Here is a 17391-nt window from a genome sequence, read left to right on the forward strand (position 1 = left end):
CTGCCAACCTGGGAGTCGCACAGGCCGCTGAGGAGCGCGGCTTTTTCGCGCGGTTCGGCTGTTGGGTTTGCGCTCGGATGCGGTTCGGCTCGGTCTCCGGGGCGCGGGTCCCGCTGTTGTGGTGCGCCAGTGTAGGAGACCGCAGATCTTGCCCCCGCTTACCGGAGCTCCCGGCGTACCGGAGTTCCAGGCGCGCTTAGAAGGGTGGTGGTGTGGTGTCGTTGAGGGGGTCGGGTGGTGGGGGTGGGGGTGGTGTGATGCCGTGGCTGATCCAGGAGCCGTCGGGGTAGCTGGTGTAGGTCTGGCCGGTTTTGGTTTGGTGGCGGATCAGGCCGTGGGGGTGCTGGGTGGTGTGCCAGCCGTCGTTGTGTTTGGCCAGGTGGTCGGGTTTGCAGCGCAGGACGAGGTTATCGAGTTCGGTTTTGCCGCCGTGTTCCCACGCCTGGGTGTGGTCAAGTTCGCAGTGCTTCCAATGGGTACGGCAGCCGAGCCCGCGGCAGGTTTCGTCGCGTAACCGGACTTGGCGTTTGAGCCATTCGGGCGGGTGGCGCATCTCGCGGGCCACGATGACGGCCTGGTCGTGTTCGTCGGTGATGACCGGCAGCCAGGATTTCGCCAGGCCGGCCAGCCGGCGGGCCATGCCGGGCGGGATCGGCCCGTACCCGGCCAGCTCGCCCGGCTCGTCCCCGCCCGCCGCGGTGGCCAGCGGGATTGTCACCGCGACGAACGCCTTCACGTTCCCGCCGCCCCACACCTCACCGACACTGCGTTCCACCGCCGCACCCGCTGCCCCGTCGGCCGTGCCGGCGGTACCGCTGGCGGCGGACCCGGTCCCGGCGGCCGCCGGACCGTAGAGCCCGCCCTGCCCGGCCGCGGCAGCACCGGCCGACGCCGGCCCAGAAGCCTGGCTCCCGCCATTGACGGCAGAGCCGACGGCGTGGGCAGCAGCCTCGACAGGGGCGCCGATGCTGCCTTCACCGTGGCTGCTGTCACCGGTACCCGCGGTAGCGGCGGTGGCCGGGGGTTGGAGGCAGAGATCGGTGAAGACGTCGGCGCGCAGCTGGGCCAGGGTGCGGGTTTCGCCGTCGAGGGTTTTGAGGTGTTTCGCGTGCTCCTGCACCAGGTTATAGACACTCATCGCGGTGTCGGCGCCGGTCTGCACGCTCAGTTCGGCCATCCCGTCCTCCTGCGGCCGGAACCACAGGCCGCGGTGCTCCATCGCCCGGGCATGCCGCTCCTGAAGGGTCTGCGGGTGCAGCCGGTGCCGGGCAGCGCGGGCGCGGTCCTGCACGGTCTCGCGGACCACGTGCTCGGCGCCGGGCAGAACCGCCTGCTCATACTCGCCCAATACCGCGGCGGGCAGGTCGCGGGAGCCGCGCACGATCGCGGTCGCCCGGCCCAGGTCCACCCGCCCCTCACCCATCGCCGCCATCGTGTCCGGGAAGTGCGCGCAGAGCTGGACCGCGTCGGCGAGTTCCGGGACCAGGGTTTTCTGGGATTGGTGCAGGTGCGCGGCCAGTTCCCGCACCGTGCCCCGGTCATGGCCCTCCGCACCCATCAGCGGGGATCCGTGTTCGGTGCGGCGGGAGGCGAACTCGCCCAGCCCGCACACCCGCAGCCCCTGCCAGGACGCGGTCACCTTTTCCACCGCGGCCAGGTACTCCAGCAGCACCCCGTCCGCCAGCCCCGCCGGGTCCTGCCGGGCCAGCACCACGGCCAGGTCCGCGGGTGCGATGTCCCGCCAGGCCTGGAACCACTCCACCGGCCCGTGCTCCACCAACGCCGGCGGCTTCGGCTTAGCTGCTTCCCTGGCCTGCTCCCGTTTGGCCCGCTGCGCTGGCGACAACGCCCAATCCGGTACCCCGTCCGCATCCGCATCCGCATCCGCCGGCGGCCCGAAGACAGTCTCGGGATCAGCGGAAACGGGCTCCGCCGCATCCAGATCGTGGGGCTCGTCAACGGGTTTTGGATTCGGCTCAGCTTCGCCAGGGGACTCTATGGCTGGGGGTTCGGTTCCTTTAGCAGGCGGAGAAGGAACAGGGATTGCGGCCGAATCTGCCTCGGCGCCAGTTCGAGGTAGAACAGGGTCGACTTGGGATCCTTCTGCAGATGTAGTGGAATCCGTTGCGACCTCGGGGTCCTCATCATTGGGCCCGTCGATGGGGACAGTAATTCCGCCGTCGTTTCGACGTGCCGCGATGGCGCGTGTGCTTCGGTGCGGCGAAGAGCCTTGTGAATTCGTTGGGTGGGCGTCACTGCTCGGGTACACGCTGCGCAGCCACTGCTCGAGCAGGGTTTTGTGCAGCTGATATTCGAAGACGGAGAAGCGGCCCTCGTGAGCGATCGCGGGCGCAGGACTGATCATCCACGCCTCAGGCTGCTCTTCAGGAACCTTTTCCATGTCCCAACGCTATAAGCGGGTACTGACAGAATCCGGTCGGATTCTTCGGATGTGGAGAAGTTGCAAATCGATGTCCACGTGGAGGGCAAAACGGGGCGGGCGGATGCGTGGGTGGCCGGGGAGGGCTAGGGACGTGGGGCGCGCGGATGTGTGGGGAGGCCGGGGTGGCTGCGGGAAACGGGGCGTGCGGGTGCGTGGGTGGCCGGGGAGGCTGCGGGAAACGGGGCGTGTGGGTGCGTGGGGTGGCCATGGAGGCTAGGGAAGCCATGTCGCGGGAGTAGGTCAGCTGAGTCCGGGGTGGTGGCAGGGTGGCGGTTGTCCGGGGGATGGATGAACTGCCGCGTGCGGGATTGAGCACCTGCCGGGTGCATGCCACCATGTAATGGTGAGCGGCGATGAATGAGCTCTTCTCGGATGGTTTTCCCTGGTGGATGATCTGGGTGGGCTTCGCCGTGTTCTCAGGCATGGGGCAGAAGTTCCACCGCACCCGCCGGAAGCACCTGAAGCACAAGGCGCGTCGGGAGGCGGAGGCGCGCGCGGAGCGTGAGCGCAGGGACAGCGCGGCGGCGTGGCTGGACCAGCTTCGCCGTGACACGGCAGCAGTCATGGTGGACCACGCTTCTGTGAACGCCCGCTGGCTGGAGTACGAGCTGGACGTGGCCAAGCTGATCGATTTTCCGATGATGTCCGACGTGCGGGAGCCTCTCACGGTCGGGTTCCTCCGGGCCAAGCGGGTCGCGGATGGGCTGAGGCCGGCGGTCGCCGAGGACATCTCGACGGCAGAACGGCTGCAGGAGTACCGCGATGCGGTGCGCGCCTACGAGGTTGCTTTCGAGATCGCCGAGCGCGAGGCTCGCCGGATCAAGGACCAGCATTTCAGCGGTCCGGAGCGCCAGAGGCTCAATACGGCCCGGCGTTTGCTGACCATTGCGGTGGATAGCGCGGGCACTTCGGCTGAGCGGCAGCTCGCCTATCGCCGGGCGAGGAAGGAACTGGACGGGCTGCTGGCCCTGCCGCCGGAGGCCGTGGCCGCGCTCGAGCGGCGGGTGGCTCCGGAGTTGGCGCCGCTGCGGGACGGGCCGGACGGCGCCCGCGCGTCTTAGCCGCCGCGCAGGCCGCGGCCTGGGGTGAGGCAGAATGGAACGGCGGCAGGCCGCCGTCGTACTTGCCCCGATTGCCGAAGGACCTTGCCGTTTCATGAGCATCACCATCCGTCCCGCTACTGCTGGCGATTACGACGACGTTGCCCGGATTACCCGGCAGGCGTACCTTTCCGGCGGGCATCTGCGCGAGGAAGACGAATACCTCGAGATCTTGGGTGACGTTGCCCACCGTGCCGAGCACGCGATTGTGTGGGTGGCCGAGGTGGACGGGCGGATTGCCGGCTCGGTCGCGCTGACGTTGGAGGGCCAGGAGTACTCGGATATCGCGCGTCCGGGGGAGCTGGAGTTCAGGATGCTTGCGGTGGATCCGCAGCTGCAGCGCGGCGGCGTGGGGAAGGCGATGGTGCAGGCCATCCTTGATTATGCGCAGACCCTCCCCGGCATCCACTCGGTGAGCCTGACCAGTGTGGACAATATGCGCGGGGCCCACCGGCTCTACGAATCGCTCGGGTTCGTCCGCGTGCCCGAGCGCGACTGGAAGGTGCCGGACGAGGATATTGCGCTGCTGGTGTTCGTGAAGCCGCTGGCCCGCTGAACCACGCGCCCGGCCCCTCCGGCGCGCAAGTAGACTGGTTGGTAGAAAACCCAATCAATCCGCGTAGGAGACTCATGTCTGAGATCAACCGTGAGGCCGTGGCGCATTTAGCGCGGCTGGCCCACATTGAGATGGCCGACGCTGAGCTGGACCGTATGGCCGGCGAGCTCGATGTCATCGTTGACTCGATCAAATCCGTCCAGGAAGCCGCCGGCGACGATGTGCCGGCCACATCCCACCCGATCCCGCTGACCAACGTCTTCCGCGAGGACGTTGTCGGCGAGACGCTGACCAACGAGCAGGCGCTGTCCGGTGCACCGGATTCGGCCGACGGCCGCTTCAAGGTCCCCGCCATCCTGGACGAGGAGTAAAGACATGACAGAACTTTTCCGCAGCAGCGCCGCCCGGCTGGCCGAACTGCTGGCCGCCAAGGAGGTTTCCTCCGTCGAGGTCACCCAGGCGCACCTGGACCGCATCGCCGAGGTGGATGGCAGCGTCAATGCCTTCCTGCACGTCAACACCGAGGAAGCGCTGGCCGTCGCGGCCGACGTGGACAAGGCCCGGGCCGCCGGCGAGGACCTGCCGGTGCTGGCCGGCGTGCCGATTGCCATCAAGGACCTGATTGTCACCGTCGGCCAGCCGACCACGGCCGGTTCGAAGATCCTCGAGGGCTGGATGAGCCCGTACGACGCGACGGTGATCAAGAAGATCCGCGCGGCGAAGATGCCGATGCTGGGCAAGACCAACCTGGACGAGTTCGCGATGGGCTCCTCCACCGAGCACTCCGCCTACGGCCCGACCCGCAACCCGTGGGACCTGGACCGGATCCCCGGCGGCTCCGGCGGCGGGTCCGCGGCGGCCGTCGCGGCCTTCGAAGCCCCGCTGGCGCTGGGCACCGACACCGGCGGCTCCATCCGGCAGCCCGCCTCGGTGACTGGTTCGGTGGGCGTCAAGCCGACCTACGGCGGGGTCTCGCGTTACGGTGCCATCGCTATGGCCTCCTCGCTGGACCAGATCGGCCCGGTTTCCCGTACGGTGCTGGACTCGGCGCTGCTGCACGAGGTCATCGGAGGACACGATCCGCACGACTCGACGTCCTTGACCGATCCCGTGGGCGCCCTCGCCGAGGCAGCGCGGAACGGCGACGTGCGAGGGCTGCGGATCGGTGTGGTCCGCGAGCTTCAGGGCGAGGGGTACGACGCCGGTGTCCAGGAGCGCTTCGACGAGTCCCTCGAGCTGCTGCGCGGCGCGGGGGCAGAGATCGTTGAGGTTTCCTGCCCGAACTTCCGTTACGCGCTGGGTGCCTACTACCTGATCATGCCGAGCGAGGCGTCCTCCAACCTGGCCAAGTTCGACGGCGTGCGGTACGGGCAGCGGGTGCTGCCGGCGGACGGCCCGCTGACGATTGAGCGGGTCATGGGCGCGACCCGTGCCGCTGGCTTCGGCGACGAGGTCAAGCGCCGCATCATCCTGGGCACCTACGCCCTCTCGGCCGGCTACTACGACGCCTACTACGGTTCGGCGCAGAAGGTCCGCACCCTCGTGCAGCGCGACTTTGACGCCGCCTTCGCCCAGGCGGACGTCCTGATCTCTCCGACGGCGCCGACTACCGCCTTCAAGCTGGGGGAGAAGCTCGACGATCCGCTGGCCATGTACCTGAACGATGTCGCGACCATCCCGGCGAACCTGGCCGGCGTGCCCGGTATCTCCGTGCCCGGCGGCCTGGCGGACGGGCTGCCGGTAGGCATCCAGTTCCTCGCCCCGGCGCGTGAGGACGCCCGGCTGTACCGGGTGGGCCACGTGCTCGAATCGCTGCTCGAGGAGAAGTGGGGCGGGCCGCTGCTGGCCAAGGTCCCCGACCTGAGCGCCAGCACCGCCGAAACCATGTCAGGAGCCAACTAATGACCGCTGTTACGGACGAAGTCCTGTCCTTCGATGAGGCCATGGAGAAGTACGACCCGGTGCTTGGTTTCGAGGTCCACGTGGAGCTCAACACCAAGACCAAGATGTTCTCCGCCGCCCCGAACATCTTCGGGGATGAGCCGAACACCGCCATCTCCCCGGTGGACCTCGGCCTTCCGGGCGTGCTGCCGGTGGTCAACAAGGCCGCGGTCGAATACTCGATCATGATCGGCCTGGCGCTGAACTGCAAGATCGCCGAATCCTGCTTCTTCGCCCGGAAGAACTACTTCTACCCGGACACCCCGAAGAACTTCCAGACCTCGCAGTACGAGGACCCGATCTGCTACGACGGCTACCTGGACATCGAACTCGAGGACGGCGAAGTTTTCCGCATCGAGATCGAGCGGGCGCACATGGAAGAGGACGCTGGCAAGCTCACCCACATGGGCGGAGCAACCGGCCGCATCCAGGGCGCCGAGTACTCGCTGGTGGACTACAACCGCGCCGGCGTGCCGCTGGTCGAGATCGTCACCAAGCCGATCGTCGGGGCCGGCTCCCGCGCACCCGAGCTGGCCAAGGCCTACGTCGCGGCCATCCGCGAGATCGTGAAGAACCTCGGCGTTTCCGATGCGCGCATGGAACGCGGCAACGTCCGCTGCGACGCCAACGTCTCGCTGATGCCGAAGGGCACCACCACGTTCGGCACCCGCTCGGAGACCAAGAACGTGAACTCGCTGCGCTCGGTCGAGCGCGCCGTCCGCTTCGAGATCCAGCGGCACGCCGCGGTCCTGGACTCCGGCGCCAAGGTCACGCAGGAAACCCGGCACTGGCACGAGGACACCCGCACCACCACCTCGGGCCGGCCCAAGTCGGACGCGGACGACTACCGCTACTTCCCGGAGCCGGATCTGGTCCCCGTCGTCACCACCCCGGAGTGGATCGAGGAGCTGCGCAGCCGGCTGCCCGAGCCGCCGGTCGAGCGGCGCAAGAAGCTCAAGGCCGCCTGGGGCTACTCGGACGCCGAGTTCCGCGACGTGCTCAATGCCGGTGTTATGGACGTGATCGAGGAGACCATCGCCGCCGGTGCCTCCGCCGCCGTCGCCCGCAAGTGGTGGATGGGCGAGATCTCCCGCCGGGCCAAGGAAGCCGAAGTTGATCCGGTGGACGTGGGCGTCAGCCCCGAGCTGATCGTGGAGCTGGACAAGCTCGTCCAGGCCGGCAAGATCAACGACAAGCTGGCCCGCCAGGTGCTCGACGGCGTCCTCGCCGGCGAAGGCACGCCCGAGGAAGTCATCGCCAAGCGCGGCCTGGCCGTCGTGTCGGATGACGGCCCCCTCCTCGAGGCCATCGACGCGGCCCTCGCCGCCCAGCCCGACGTGGCGGAGAAGATCCGCGGCGGCAAGGTCCAGGCGGCCGGCGCCATCGTAGGCGGGGTCATGAAGGCCACCCGCGGACAGGCCGACGCCGGCCGTGTCCGCGAGCTGATCTTCGAACGCCTCGGCGTCAAGGGCTAAGCAACCGGGATCCGCTGCGCAGGCGGTCCGGGAAGCCGCTCCGGTTTGGAAACAGTGCTCTGGTTTGAGCTGCGGCTCCGGATTGGGTTACCGCTCCGGTTTGGATTTCACGCTCCGCTTCGATGCGGAGCGGAAGAACCAAACCGGAGCGGTTCGCGTTAACCGCCGGGTTTAATAGGGTGCATGGCCCTGATGCCCGCAGCCGACCTGGAGATCGATGCCCCGCTGGTGCGCCGGTTGCTCGCCGAGCAGGCCCCGGACCTTGCCGGGCTGCCGCTCCGGCTGGCGGCGAACGGCTGGGACAACGCCGTCTTCCGCCTCGGCGAAGACCTCGCGGTGCGGCTGCCGCGCCGGGAAGCGGCCGTGCCGCTGCTGCGCCACGAGCAGCGTTGGCTGCCGGAACTGGCAGCGGGACTGGCCGTCGCAACGCCGACACCACTACGGTGCGGCGCCCCGTCGTCGTTCTTTCCCTGGCCGTGGTCCGTGGTCCCATGGATCGAAGGTACGACGGCGGCACGGGCCACCCCGGGACAGCGGCGCGGGGCGGCGGGCGGGCTGGCGGAGTTCGTGGCCGCCTTCCACCGTCCGGCCCCGCCTGAGGCGCCGCGCAATCCGGTGCGCGGCGTGCCGCTTCCGACGCGGGATCCGCAGGTTCGCCGGCGGCTCGCGGGCGGCTTGGTTCCGCACGCGGCCGAGGTTGGCCGGCTGTGGACCGAGCTCAGTGCGGCCCCGCCGTGGACCGGGGAGCCTCGATGGCTGCACGGGGACCTGCACCCGGCGAACCTGGTCCTGCGCGATGGCCGGCTCGCGGCCGTGATCGATTTCGGCGACCTGGCAGCGGGGGACCCGGCTACGGACCTCGCGGCGGCCTGGCTGGTCTTCGACGAGGCCGGACGGTGCGACTTCAGGGACAGGCTCGGCTCGGCGCAGACCGGCGTGCCGGGCATCGGCGCGGCGGCCGCCATCGACGCAGCGACGTGGATCCGTGCGCGCGGCTGGGCGCTGAACATGGCCACCGCAATGCTGGATGCCTCGGAAGATAATCCGGTGATCCGCAAGATCGGGGAAGAGGCACTGGAACAGGTCCTTGCGGGCTGAGCCGCGCAGAGGCTCGTGCGGACGGGCACCGGGACGAGGCCCGCGGAGGGGCCTGGACGCCTACAACCGCGGCGGACGTGCGAAGTTGTCAGGAGGCGGGGACGGGGCTGCCGCGGCGGCCCGGCTGATGGTCGATGACTTCGGCGAAGAGCCGCAGGTGTTCTTCCGCCATCCGCTCGGCGCTGAAGTAGGTCTCGGTCACCTTGCGGCACCGCGCCCTGTCCAAAGACTCCGCCTGCCGGAGCGCGGCGGCGAGCTGCCGGTTGCCGCTCCGGAGGAAACCGGTGCTGCCGTCTTCGATGATTTCGGGCGCGGCGCCCCGCAGCGTCGCGATGACGGGTGTACCGGCCGCCATCGCCTCGATCATCACCATGCCGAACGGTTCCGGCCATTGGATAGGGTTCAGCAGTGCGACTGCTCCGCCGAGGAGGTCGTACTTCTCGTGAGCCGTCAGCTCGCCGAGGAATTCGACCGGCGGCTGCAGCAACGGCTTGATTACCGATTCGAAGTACTCGCACTCGCAGCCGCCCTGCACTCGGGCAGCGATCCGCAACGGCACGTCGGCTTCGCGGGCTATTTCGATGGCCTGGTGCAGGCCTTTGTCCGGATGCATCCGGCCGAGGAAGCAGGCGTAGCCGCCGTCGCCGCTGCCAACCGGAACGGTGGCGGCGTCGATGCCGTGGTGGATGACTTGGCGGATCCGCACCTCCGGAGCCCCCACCGCCTGGTGGCGGGCGATGGCGATCAGCGGCGCATGCATGGCAATGGCGCGGTAGAGGGTGCGGAACGCTCCGGTAAGGGGACCATGGGCGGTGGTGACCAGCGGGATGCCGGGCGGACGGTGGAGCGATAAGGGGCCGGCGAGGGTGTGGTCGTGGATGATGTCCACGTCACCAAGCGCTTCGTGGGCCAGCACCGAGTGTGCCAGTTCGTCGATGTTGGCCCCCAGGCAGGTGAGCTCCTGTGCAGGAAGCCCCCGGACGTGGTCAACGGGGCAGGTGCTGCCCTCGGCGCCCGCCAGGAGGACGTCATGCCCGGCCGCGGCGAACTCCCGGGCCAGGGAATCGACCACGGATTCGATGCCGCCATAGCCGGACGGGGGAATCCGGAGCCATGGTGGGGCGATGATACCGATGCGCATGGTGTTGCTCCTGCCTAGAGACCGGCGTGGCCTGCGGCGTAGACGTCCAGCAGGTCCGCCAGCGGTTTTCGCGGTGCGTAGTGAAGTTCGATGGAATCGGGGACGCCCTCTACCTCGGTTTGCCCGTCGGCAACCGAGATCGAGATGCGGGCGCCGGCCAGCGGGACGTTCGAGACCTTCAGGTCGCCGATCTCCTCCGGAACGGTCGGCGCGAGCCACAGGCCGTTGTGGGTCATGCACGGGTCGAACCTGAGCATGACCCGCATCAGATGCACGGGGGCCGCGGCCGCCCATGCCTGCGGCGAGCAGGAGGTCGGGTACGGAACCGGCCTCGGGTAGGTGCGCCGGTCCAGGCCGCAGAACAGTTCCGGCAGCCGTCCGCCGAAAATGTTCGCTGCTGCGAAGAGCCCTCGAGTGATCTGGAGGGCCTCGTCCATGAAGCCGTAGCGCATGAGCCCGGCGGCGACCAAGGCGTTGTCGTGCGGCCATACGGAGCCGTTGTGGTAGCTGGCGGGATTGTAGGCGCCCATGTCCGTCGCCAGCGTACGCACGCCCCAACCGGAGAACATCTCGGGGGACAGCAGCCGCCTGGCCACCTGCGGCGCCTTCTCATTGTCCACGATGCCGCTCCACAGACAGTGCCCCATATTGGACGCGCAGGCGTCGACCGGGCGCTTGTCCCTGTCCAGGGCGATGGCGAAGTAGCCGCGGTCTTCCAGCCAGAACTTCTCGTTGAAGTCCTTCTTCAGCTCCGCGGCGCGGGCTCCCCAGTCGGCGGCGAGCCGGAGGTCCCCGGCGGCCTGGGCCATCAGGGCGCGGCTGATGTAGGCCGCGTAGACGTAACCCTGCACCTCGCAGAGTGCGATGGGTGCTTGGGCGAGGCTGCCGTCGGCAAAATTGACGCCGTCCCAGGAATCCTTCCAGCCTTGGTTCAGCAGGCCCTTCTCGGTGGCCCTGGCGTACTCCACGAAGCCGTCACCGTCAGCGTCGCCGTACTGGATGATCCAGTCCAAAGCGCGATCGACGGCGGGCATCAGGGAGGCCTGGACCTCGGACCAGAAGCCCCAGCGGGTCAGCTCGCCCGCTAGCGTGACGAAGAGGGGCGTCGCGTCGATGGAACCGTAGTAGGCGTTGTCTCCGCCGAGCAGGCGGCCAACGCTGGCGCCGAAACGCACCTCGTGCAGGATCTTGCCCGGCTGTTCCTCGCTGCGCGGATCCACCTCCGTGCCCTGCCGTTCCGCGAGGGTTTGCAGCGTTCCGAGAGCCAACGACGGGTCCAGAGGCAGGCACATGAACGACGTCAGCAGCGAGTCGCGGCCGAAGAGGGCCATGAACCAGGGCGATCCTGCGGCAACCACCACACGGCCGGGATGATCGGGATCGAAAATCCGCAGCGAGCCTAGGTCTGATTGGCTTTGCTCGAGAACCTTCTCAAAGTCCTGATTGTCGAAGCGGGCCAGCGGAGAGTTCCGGCGCCATTCCATCAGCCGCTCTTCGGGCAAGGACGAATGCACCTGCTGGTGGGGAATGGCGAGCTCATCGACAGGACTGCTGGTGTCCATGCCGGGGAGCGCCGTAATCGAGGCCGTCCAGCGCTGCTGGGCCGGGATCACCATGTCGTAGCAGATCCGGTTGCCATCGACGCGCGCATCCTCCGCCGCCACAACGGTGCGTGCCAGCATTGGCAGGCCCCTGGATTCCACCACCAGTTTGTCCGCCAGCAGCTCCGCGCCTTGGGCATGGGCCACCTGCGTCAGGCCAGCTTTCACCTCGAACAGGTCAGCGAAGTCCGCTCCCACCGTCAGCACGAGCTTGCAGGCCGCCGGCTCCCGGGAGTAGTTGGAGACCGTCACGTCCTCGTGGACACCCACATTGATGCTCCTGCGCCGCTCCACCAGCAGGTGGCTGTCGGCCAGGCCGTCGGTGCGTTGTGCGCGGCCGATGAACATTGCCCGGTAGGGCTCGAAGACAATGGCCTCTAGCGCCTCGACGGGACGGTCATTAATGGTCAGCAGCCAGTCCGAGATGAACCGGGTGTCGCGGTAGAAGAAGCCGTGCGGCCGTTGGGAATTGATGTCGCCGTTGGCGAAGGAAATGCAGAAGGACGTCCCTTCCAGCAGAGTCACCGCGCTTTCGCCGGCGGAACCGGCGGTGTTCTCCTCGCTCCAGCCGGTCATGCCCGGACCTTCCCGGGCCCGGGAGCGGAGCTGAAACGTCTACCCATGTGTGGCGGATCGTGGCGGCGAGCGGAACGAAAAATCCTGAACAGCTGACCGGCCACGTCGTGCTCCGATGTCTCGGGTTTAGGGCCCCCCTAACATAAAAGCACCAAAAGCAGCACAGCAAAAGATGCGCACCCGCCGTCGCCCGCGTGCCGCGAATGGGGGAAACAACGACGGCGGCGGCGCAAGGAATCAAGGGGGAAAAAACGACGACGGTGCTGACGGAATCGGGGGAGGCACCGGCAGGGCCCGTGGCGGTAGGCCGCGGAATCGGGGAAGGCAGCGCACCAAAAGGGCGGCCGGACCTTCCGGTCCGGCCGCCCTCCCTGCGCCCCGGTTCAGCTGCGGCTGTCGATCAGCGCGGAGCGGATCAGGAACCGCTTGCCCTCCGGCGCCTCCACCGAGAAGCCGCTGCCGCGTCCGTCCACCACGTCCACGGTCAGATGGGTGTGCTTCCAGTATTCGAACTGCTCGCGCGACATCCAGAAATCCAGGCTGTCACCGCCGGGCATCCCGAAGGTCCCCAGCAGCACGTCGGCCTCGGCCGTGATGAAGTCCCCGGCCGGGTAGCACATCGGCGAGGAGCCGTCGCAGCAGCCGCCGGACTGGTGGAACATCAGCGGCCCGTGGCGGTCCCGGAGCTGCTCCAGCAGCGCCACCGCGGCCGGGGTCAGCGAGACCCGGGAGAAGTTCTCGCCGGGGATGACCGCGGCGGCCCGCAGGCCGGCGTCGGAATTCGGCTCCATGTCCGTGCCCCGATCCTAGAAGAAGCCGAGCTTGTTCTCGTTGTAGCTGACCAGCAGGTTCTTGGTCTGCTGGTAGTGGTCCAGCATCATCGCGTGGTTCTCGCGGCCGATGCCCGAGGACTTGTAGCCGCCGAAGGCCGCTCCCGCCGGGTAGGCGTGGTAGTTGTTGACCCATACCCGGCCGGCCTGGATCTCGCGGCCGGCACGGTAGGCGACGTTGCCGTTGCGGCTCCAGACGCCGGCGCCGAGGCCGTAGAGCGTGTCATTGGCGATTTCCATGGCCTCCGCGTAGTCGCCGAACCGGGTCACCGAGACCACCGGCCCGAAGATCTCCTCCTGGAAGATGCGCATGTTGTTGGTGCCTTCGAAGACCGTCGGCTTGACGTAGTAGCCCTCGGCCAGGTCGCCGTCGAGGATGTTGCGCTCGCCGCCGATCAGGACCTTCGCGCCCTCCTGCTTGCCGATGTCCATGTAGCTGAGGATCTTCTCCAGCTGGTCGTTCGAGGCCTGCGCGCCGATCTGGGTGTCGGTGTCCAGCGGGTTGCCCTGGATGATCTTCCCTGTGCGGGCCAGCGCGTCAGCCATGAAGGAGTCATAGATTGAGTCCTGGACCAGCGCGCGCGACGGGCAGGTGCAGACCTCGCCCTGGTTGAAGGCGAAGAGCGCGAAGCCCTCCAGCGCCTTGTCGTAGAACGCGTCGTTCTCGGCCGCGACGTCGGAGAAGAAAATGTTGGGGCTCTTGCCGCCGAGCTCCAGCGTGACCGGGATGAGGTTCTGCGAGGCGTACTGGCTGATCAGGCGGCCCGTGGTGGTCTCGCCGGTGAACGCGATCTTGCGGATGCGCGGGCTGGACGCCAGCGGCTTGCCGGCCTCCACGCCGAAGCCGTTGACCACATTGACCACGCCGGCGGGCAGGATGTCGGCGATGAGTTCCATCAGCACCAGGATGGACGCCGGGGTCTGTTCCGCGGGCTTGAGGACGACGGCGTTGCCCGCCGCCAGCGCGGGGGCCAGCTTCCAGACGGCCATCAGGATGGGGAAGTTCCAGGGGATGATCTGGCCGACGACGCCGAGCGGCTCGTGGTAGTGGTACGCGGTGGTGTCGTCATCCAGCTGGGACAGGCGGCCCTCCTGCGCCCGGACGGCGGAGGCGAAGTAGCGGAAGTGGTCGGCGGCCAGCGGGATGTCCGCCGCGAGGGTCTCGCGGACGGCCTTGCCGTTGTCCCAGGTCTCGGCGACGGCGAGCAGCTCGAGGTTCTCCTCGATCCGGTCGGCGATCCGGTTCAGCACTGCCGCGCGCTCGGCCACCGAGGTCTTGCCCCAGGCCGGCGCAGCCTTGTGCGCGGCGTCCAGGGCGAGGTCGATGTCCTCTGCGGTGCCGCGGGCGACCTCGCAGAACGGCTTGCCGGTCACGGGGGAGATGTTCTCGAAGTACTGGCCCTTGACCGGGGCCACCCATTCTCCGCCGATCCAGTTCTCGTAGCGGGGCTTGAAGCTGACCGGCGAACCGTCCTGACCGGGCTGTGCGTAAACAGTCATTGCTACTCCTTCAGCAGTCTCGAGCCGGGCATCGTTGACCTCGGACTCGTAGCAGAAGCCTAGGACCGGCAACGTTGCACAGACGTTGCAACCGTTGACCTCAGCGCCGCTTGGCCGCCCGTCCGGTGCCGGCTTCAGGGGAGGACGGCGGGTGCGCGGCACCGGGGGACGGGGACGACGCCGGGTGCGCGGCACCGGGGGACGAGGACGACGCCGGGTGCGCGGCTTGGGCGGCGCCGGTCGCTTCCTCCTGGTCCCAGCCGGAGACCGGCTGGGGCTTGGCGAAGAAGACCGTAATGAACGCCCCGGCAACTGCGACAACCGCTGGCAGCAGCAGGGACTGGCCCATCGCCGCGGCGAACCCGTCATGCAGGGCATCCGGCAGGACGGCCGAGCCGCCCTCGGCGGGGGCACCGGAGGCCGCGCCGGGCAGTTCCGCGCTGAGCCGGGCCTGCATGAGGGCGGCGATGGAGGCGCTGCCGAGCACGGCGCCGATCTGGCGGGTGGTGTTGTAGACGCCGGAGCCCGCACCGGCCAGGGCAGGCTTCAGGTTCCGGGTCGCCGTGGTGGACAGCGGGCCCCAGATGCAGGCGTTGGCCAGGCCCAGCACCGCGGCGGGGAGCAGGAGCAGCCAGATGGCGGTCTGCGGGGTCAGCAGGAACGCGTACCAGGTGAGTCCGCCGGCCATCAGCAGCAGGCCGGTGGTGGCGAAGTACTTGGGGTTGAACCGGTCGATCAGCCGGCCGACCACGGGCGCCAGCCCGGCGGAGATGACCGCGGTGGGGGCGAGCATCAGCGCGGACTGGGTCGGCGTGAGGCCGAGGACGCTCTGGTAGAAGAAGATCAGCGGCAGGGACATGCTAGTGACGGCGAACCCGACGGTGCTGATGCCGCCGTTGGCCAGGGAAAAGTTCCGGTCGCGGAAAATCTTCAGCGGCAGGAGCGGTTCCTTGCGGTTGCGGGACTGCCAGAACACGAACAGCGCCAGGATGATCAGTCCGCCGGCGATCAGGGTCCAGACGGTGATCGGTCCGGCGATGGTTCCCCAGTCGTAGGTCTCGCCCTGCTGGATGCCGAATACCAGCAGGAACATGCCCGCGGCGCTGAGCAGCACGCCGAGCACGTCGAATTGGTGGGCGTGCCGGGGAAGGGACGGCACGAAGCGCCAGGCCATCACGAAGGCCAGGAAACCCACGGGCACGTTGACGAAGAAGATCCATTCCCAGCCCAGCGAGTCGACGAGCAGGCCGCCCACGATCGGCCCCGTGAGCGCGGCCAGGCCTGCCACCGCGCCCCACAGGCCCATCGCCGCACCGCGGCGGTCCGGCGGGAAGATCCGCGTGATCACCGCCATGGTCTGCGGCGTCATGACTGAGGCGCCGAGTCCCTGGAAGACGCGGGCGAGGATCAGCATCCGGATGTCGCTGGCGAAACCGCACCAGGCCGACGCCAGCGTGAACATGACCAGGCCGGTCAGGTACAGGTTTTTCGGGCCGAGCCGGTCGCCGAGCCGCCCGGTGATCAACAGGGGCACGGCGTAGGCGAGCAGGTAGGCGCTGGTCACCCAGATCACCGAGTTGATGTCGGTCGACAGGCCGCGCATGATGGCGGGGTTGGCGACGGACACGATGGTGGTGTCGACGAGGATCATGAAGAAGCCGATGACCAGTGACCACATGGCCGGCCAGGGGCGTACGGGAGTAGCCACTGCAGGAACCTATCACGCGTTCCGGTGCTGCGGGTCAGGCGAGCTCGGCTTCGATCCGCTGCAGGTGTGCGACGACGGCGGACCGCCTGGGCGACCGGGGCGGAAGGAGGCGGAGCGCGGCACGCCACCCCTCGGCGTCGTACTCGGCTTCCGGGAGTTCGAGGTACCGCAGCAGAGTGTCCGGCGACGCGTCGCTGAGTACCGCTTCGCGCAGGTTGGCGCTCACGTCCCGGCGGAGGCGGACGATGCCGGGCGCCTCGGACGACGGCAGGACCGCGCCGCGGTAGTGGTTGAGCGCCAGCCGGTGCGCGCCGCGCCGCAGGTGGTCGAGCACCTGCCGCGCATCGAGGAGCGGCGGAACCGGCAGCCGGTAGGGCCGGGACTGCGGGATGGCCTGCGGATCCGCGGCGCCGAGTACCTTGCGCAGCCGCACCATTTCCGCCCGCAGGGTGGTGCTGCTGGCATCCGGGTAGAGCAGCGCCGCCAGCTCGCCGGCGCTCAGCCCGGCCGGATGGAGCGCCAGCAGGGCCAGGATCTCGGTATGCCGGAGCGACAGTTCGATGCTGCGGCCGCCGATGTCCAGGAGGCCCTGGTCCCGGCCGGTCAGCTGCAGCGTGGGTGAGGGCCGCCGCTGCTGGAGGCTGCCGGTGCCGGCGGCGCTGCGGGCGGGCCGGACTTCGGCTCGAGCAGGGCGCGCGCCCTGCTCGAGCCGGTGGATCCGCAGCTGTGCCTCGGCGGCGGCCACGGTGGCCTGCACCAGGGACAGGGTATGGGCGGCGACGGCCTGCTCCCGGCCGGTGATGTCCACGACGCCGATGACCGTGCCGGTGTCAGGGTCGCGCACAGGCACTGCGGTGCAGCTCCACGGGTGGACGATCCGGCTGAAGTGCTCGGCCCCGGAAATCTGGACGCCGCGGCCCACGGCCAGGGCAGTGCCGGGAGCACTGGTGCCGACGGTGCGTTCAGACCAGTCGGCGCCGGCGACGAAGCGCATCGCCTCGGCGTGGCGCTTCAGGGCCGTGTCGCCGTCCACCCAGAGCAGCCGCCCGTGCTCGTCGCCGACGGCCACCAGCATTCCCGATTCGTGGCTGGGCTCGACCAGGAGCTTGCGGACCACCGGCATGATGCCGGCCATCGGGTGGTTCAGCCGGTACTCCCGGAAATCGTCCTCGGCCAGGTCCATCCGGGCCAGCGCGGAATCCGGGTCGGCGAACGTCAGCGAGCGCTGCCAGGAATCGCGGACCACCTCGCGGACGCCGTTCAGCAAGGCGCCGGCCTCGTCACCGTCATAGCGGACCAGCCGGCGGGCGCTTCCGCCAACGGCCTGGTCCAGCACTTCATGGGCGGCGTCGGCCTGCCGCTGCGCAGGCCGCGCGCCGGGTTGCAGTTGAGAACGCACCTTCGCTCCACTCACACAGTTCC

13 protein-coding genes are annotated in these 17391 nt (G+C 68.7%); 6 read left to right on the forward strand and 7 right to left on the reverse strand.

The genetic code is table 11. The annotated features are described in order from the left end of the window. Positions 1–196 precede the first annotated feature (196 nt). Positions 197–1846: an HNH endonuclease signature motif containing protein gene (locus WFH44_RS02765; RefSeq protein ID WP_336711547.1), complete on the reverse strand. Its 1650-nt coding sequence runs from the start codon at positions 1844–1846 to the stop codon at positions 197–199. Between the two features lie 950 nt (positions 1847–2796). On the opposite strand from WFH44_RS02765, the gene WFH44_RS02770 reads away from it, so the two are divergent. The 6 genes from WFH44_RS02770 (at position 2797) to WFH44_RS02795 (ending at position 8613) form a co-directional block, all read left to right on the forward strand. Next, positions 2797–3504 (forward strand): hypothetical protein, encoded by a 708-nt coding sequence (locus tag WFH44_RS02770; RefSeq protein ID WP_336711549.1) that lies wholly within the window; start codon positions 2797–2799, stop codon positions 3502–3504. Positions 3505–3598: 94 nt separating this feature from the next. Then, positions 3599–4099, forward strand: coding sequence for a GNAT family N-acetyltransferase (locus WFH44_RS02775; RefSeq protein ID WP_336711551.1), 501 nt, complete (start codon positions 3599–3601; stop codon positions 4097–4099). 74 nt (positions 4100–4173) lie between these two features. Then, a complete protein-coding gene (gene gatC / locus WFH44_RS02780) occupies positions 4174–4470 on the forward strand; it encodes an Asp-tRNA(Asn)/Glu-tRNA(Gln) amidotransferase subunit GatC (protein WP_336711553.1) in 297 nt (98 codons plus the stop codon). Between the two features lie 4 nt (positions 4471–4474). Further along, on the forward strand, positions 4475–6001 hold the full coding sequence (gene gatA, locus WFH44_RS02785; RefSeq protein WP_336711554.1) for an Asp-tRNA(Asn)/Glu-tRNA(Gln) amidotransferase subunit GatA: 1527 nt from the start codon (positions 4475–4477) through the stop codon (positions 5999–6001). Beyond that, positions 6001–7515, forward strand: coding sequence for an Asp-tRNA(Asn)/Glu-tRNA(Gln) amidotransferase subunit GatB (gene gatB, locus WFH44_RS02790; protein WP_336711555.1), 1515 nt, complete (start codon positions 6001–6003; stop codon positions 7513–7515). Before gatA ends, gatB begins: the two co-directional genes overlap by 1 nt. Positions 7516–7698: 183 nt before the next feature. Then, positions 7699–8613 (forward strand): aminoglycoside phosphotransferase family protein, encoded by a 915-nt coding sequence (locus WFH44_RS02795; protein ID WP_336711557.1) that lies wholly within the window; start codon positions 7699–7701, stop codon positions 8611–8613. An 88-nt stretch (positions 8614–8701) separates the two neighbouring features. Here the strand turns inward: WFH44_RS02795 and WFH44_RS02800 are convergent, their stop codons facing one another. From WFH44_RS02800 to WFH44_RS02825, 6 genes are all read right to left on the reverse strand, one after another. Beyond that, the gene (locus tag WFH44_RS02800) at positions 8702–9754 is read right to left on the reverse strand and encodes a glycosyltransferase family 4 protein (protein ID WP_336711559.1); all 1053 of its coding nucleotides are present in this window, start codon (positions 9752–9754) and stop codon (positions 8702–8704) included. 14 nt (positions 9755–9768) lie between these two features. Further along, positions 9769–11931 (reverse strand): amylo-alpha-1,6-glucosidase, encoded by a 2163-nt coding sequence (locus WFH44_RS02805; protein WP_336711561.1) that lies wholly within the window; start codon positions 11929–11931, stop codon positions 9769–9771. A gap of 383 nt (positions 11932–12314) precedes the next feature. Then, positions 12315–12722: a DUF779 domain-containing protein gene (locus WFH44_RS02810; protein WP_336711563.1), complete on the reverse strand. Its 408-nt coding sequence runs from the start codon at positions 12720–12722 to the stop codon at positions 12315–12317. 15 nt (positions 12723–12737) lie between these two features. Beyond that, a complete protein-coding gene (exaC, locus tag WFH44_RS02815; protein WP_336711564.1) occupies positions 12738–14261 on the reverse strand; it encodes an acetaldehyde dehydrogenase ExaC in 1524 nt (507 codons plus the stop codon). Positions 14262–14361: 100 nt separating this feature from the next. Then, a complete protein-coding gene (locus tag WFH44_RS02820; RefSeq protein WP_442892852.1) occupies positions 14362–15969 on the reverse strand; it encodes a DHA2 family efflux MFS transporter permease subunit in 1608 nt (535 codons plus the stop codon). A gap of 34 nt (positions 15970–16003) precedes the next feature. Further along, a complete protein-coding gene (locus tag WFH44_RS02825) occupies positions 16004–17368 on the reverse strand; it encodes a GAF domain-containing protein (protein WP_336711566.1) in 1365 nt (454 codons plus the stop codon). Between the last annotated feature and the right edge of the window lie 23 nt (positions 17369–17391).

It is taken from the genome of Arthrobacter sp. USHLN218 (genome assembly GCF_037144715.1).
Taxonomy (GTDB): Bacteria; Actinomycetota; Actinomycetes; order Actinomycetales; family Micrococcaceae; genus Crystallibacter.

Coding starts and splice junctions, on each gene's coding strand:
- WFH44_RS02810 (WP_336711563.1), bottom strand. CDS start 12,722: ATGGAGCCGAATTCCGACGCCGGCCTGCGGGCCGCCGCGGTCATCCCC.
- gatC (WP_336711553.1), top strand. CDS start 4,174: ATGTCTGAGATCAACCGTGAGGCCGTGGCGCATTTAGCGCGGCTGGCC.
- gatB (WP_336711555.1), top strand. CDS start 6,001: ATGACCGCTGTTACGGACGAAGTCCTGTCCTTCGATGAGGCCATGGAG.
- gatA (WP_336711554.1), top strand. CDS start 4,475: ATGACAGAACTTTTCCGCAGCAGCGCCGCCCGGCTGGCCGAACTGCTG.
- exaC (WP_336711564.1), bottom strand. CDS start 14,261: ATGACTGTTTACGCACAGCCCGGTCAGGACGGTTCGCCGGTCAGCTTC.
- WFH44_RS02795 (WP_336711557.1), top strand. CDS start 7,699: ATGGCCCTGATGCCCGCAGCCGACCTGGAGATCGATGCCCCGCTGGTG.
- WFH44_RS02805 (WP_336711561.1), bottom strand. CDS start 11,931: ATGACCGGCTGGAGCGAGGAGAACACCGCCGGTTCCGCCGGCGAAAGC.
- WFH44_RS02800 (WP_336711559.1), bottom strand. CDS start 9,754: ATGCGCATCGGTATCATCGCCCCACCATGGCTCCGGATTCCCCCGTCC.
- WFH44_RS02775 (WP_336711551.1), top strand. CDS start 3,599: ATGAGCATCACCATCCGTCCCGCTACTGCTGGCGATTACGACGACGTT.
- WFH44_RS02770 (WP_336711549.1), top strand. CDS start 2,797: ATGAATGAGCTCTTCTCGGATGGTTTTCCCTGGTGGATGATCTGGGTG.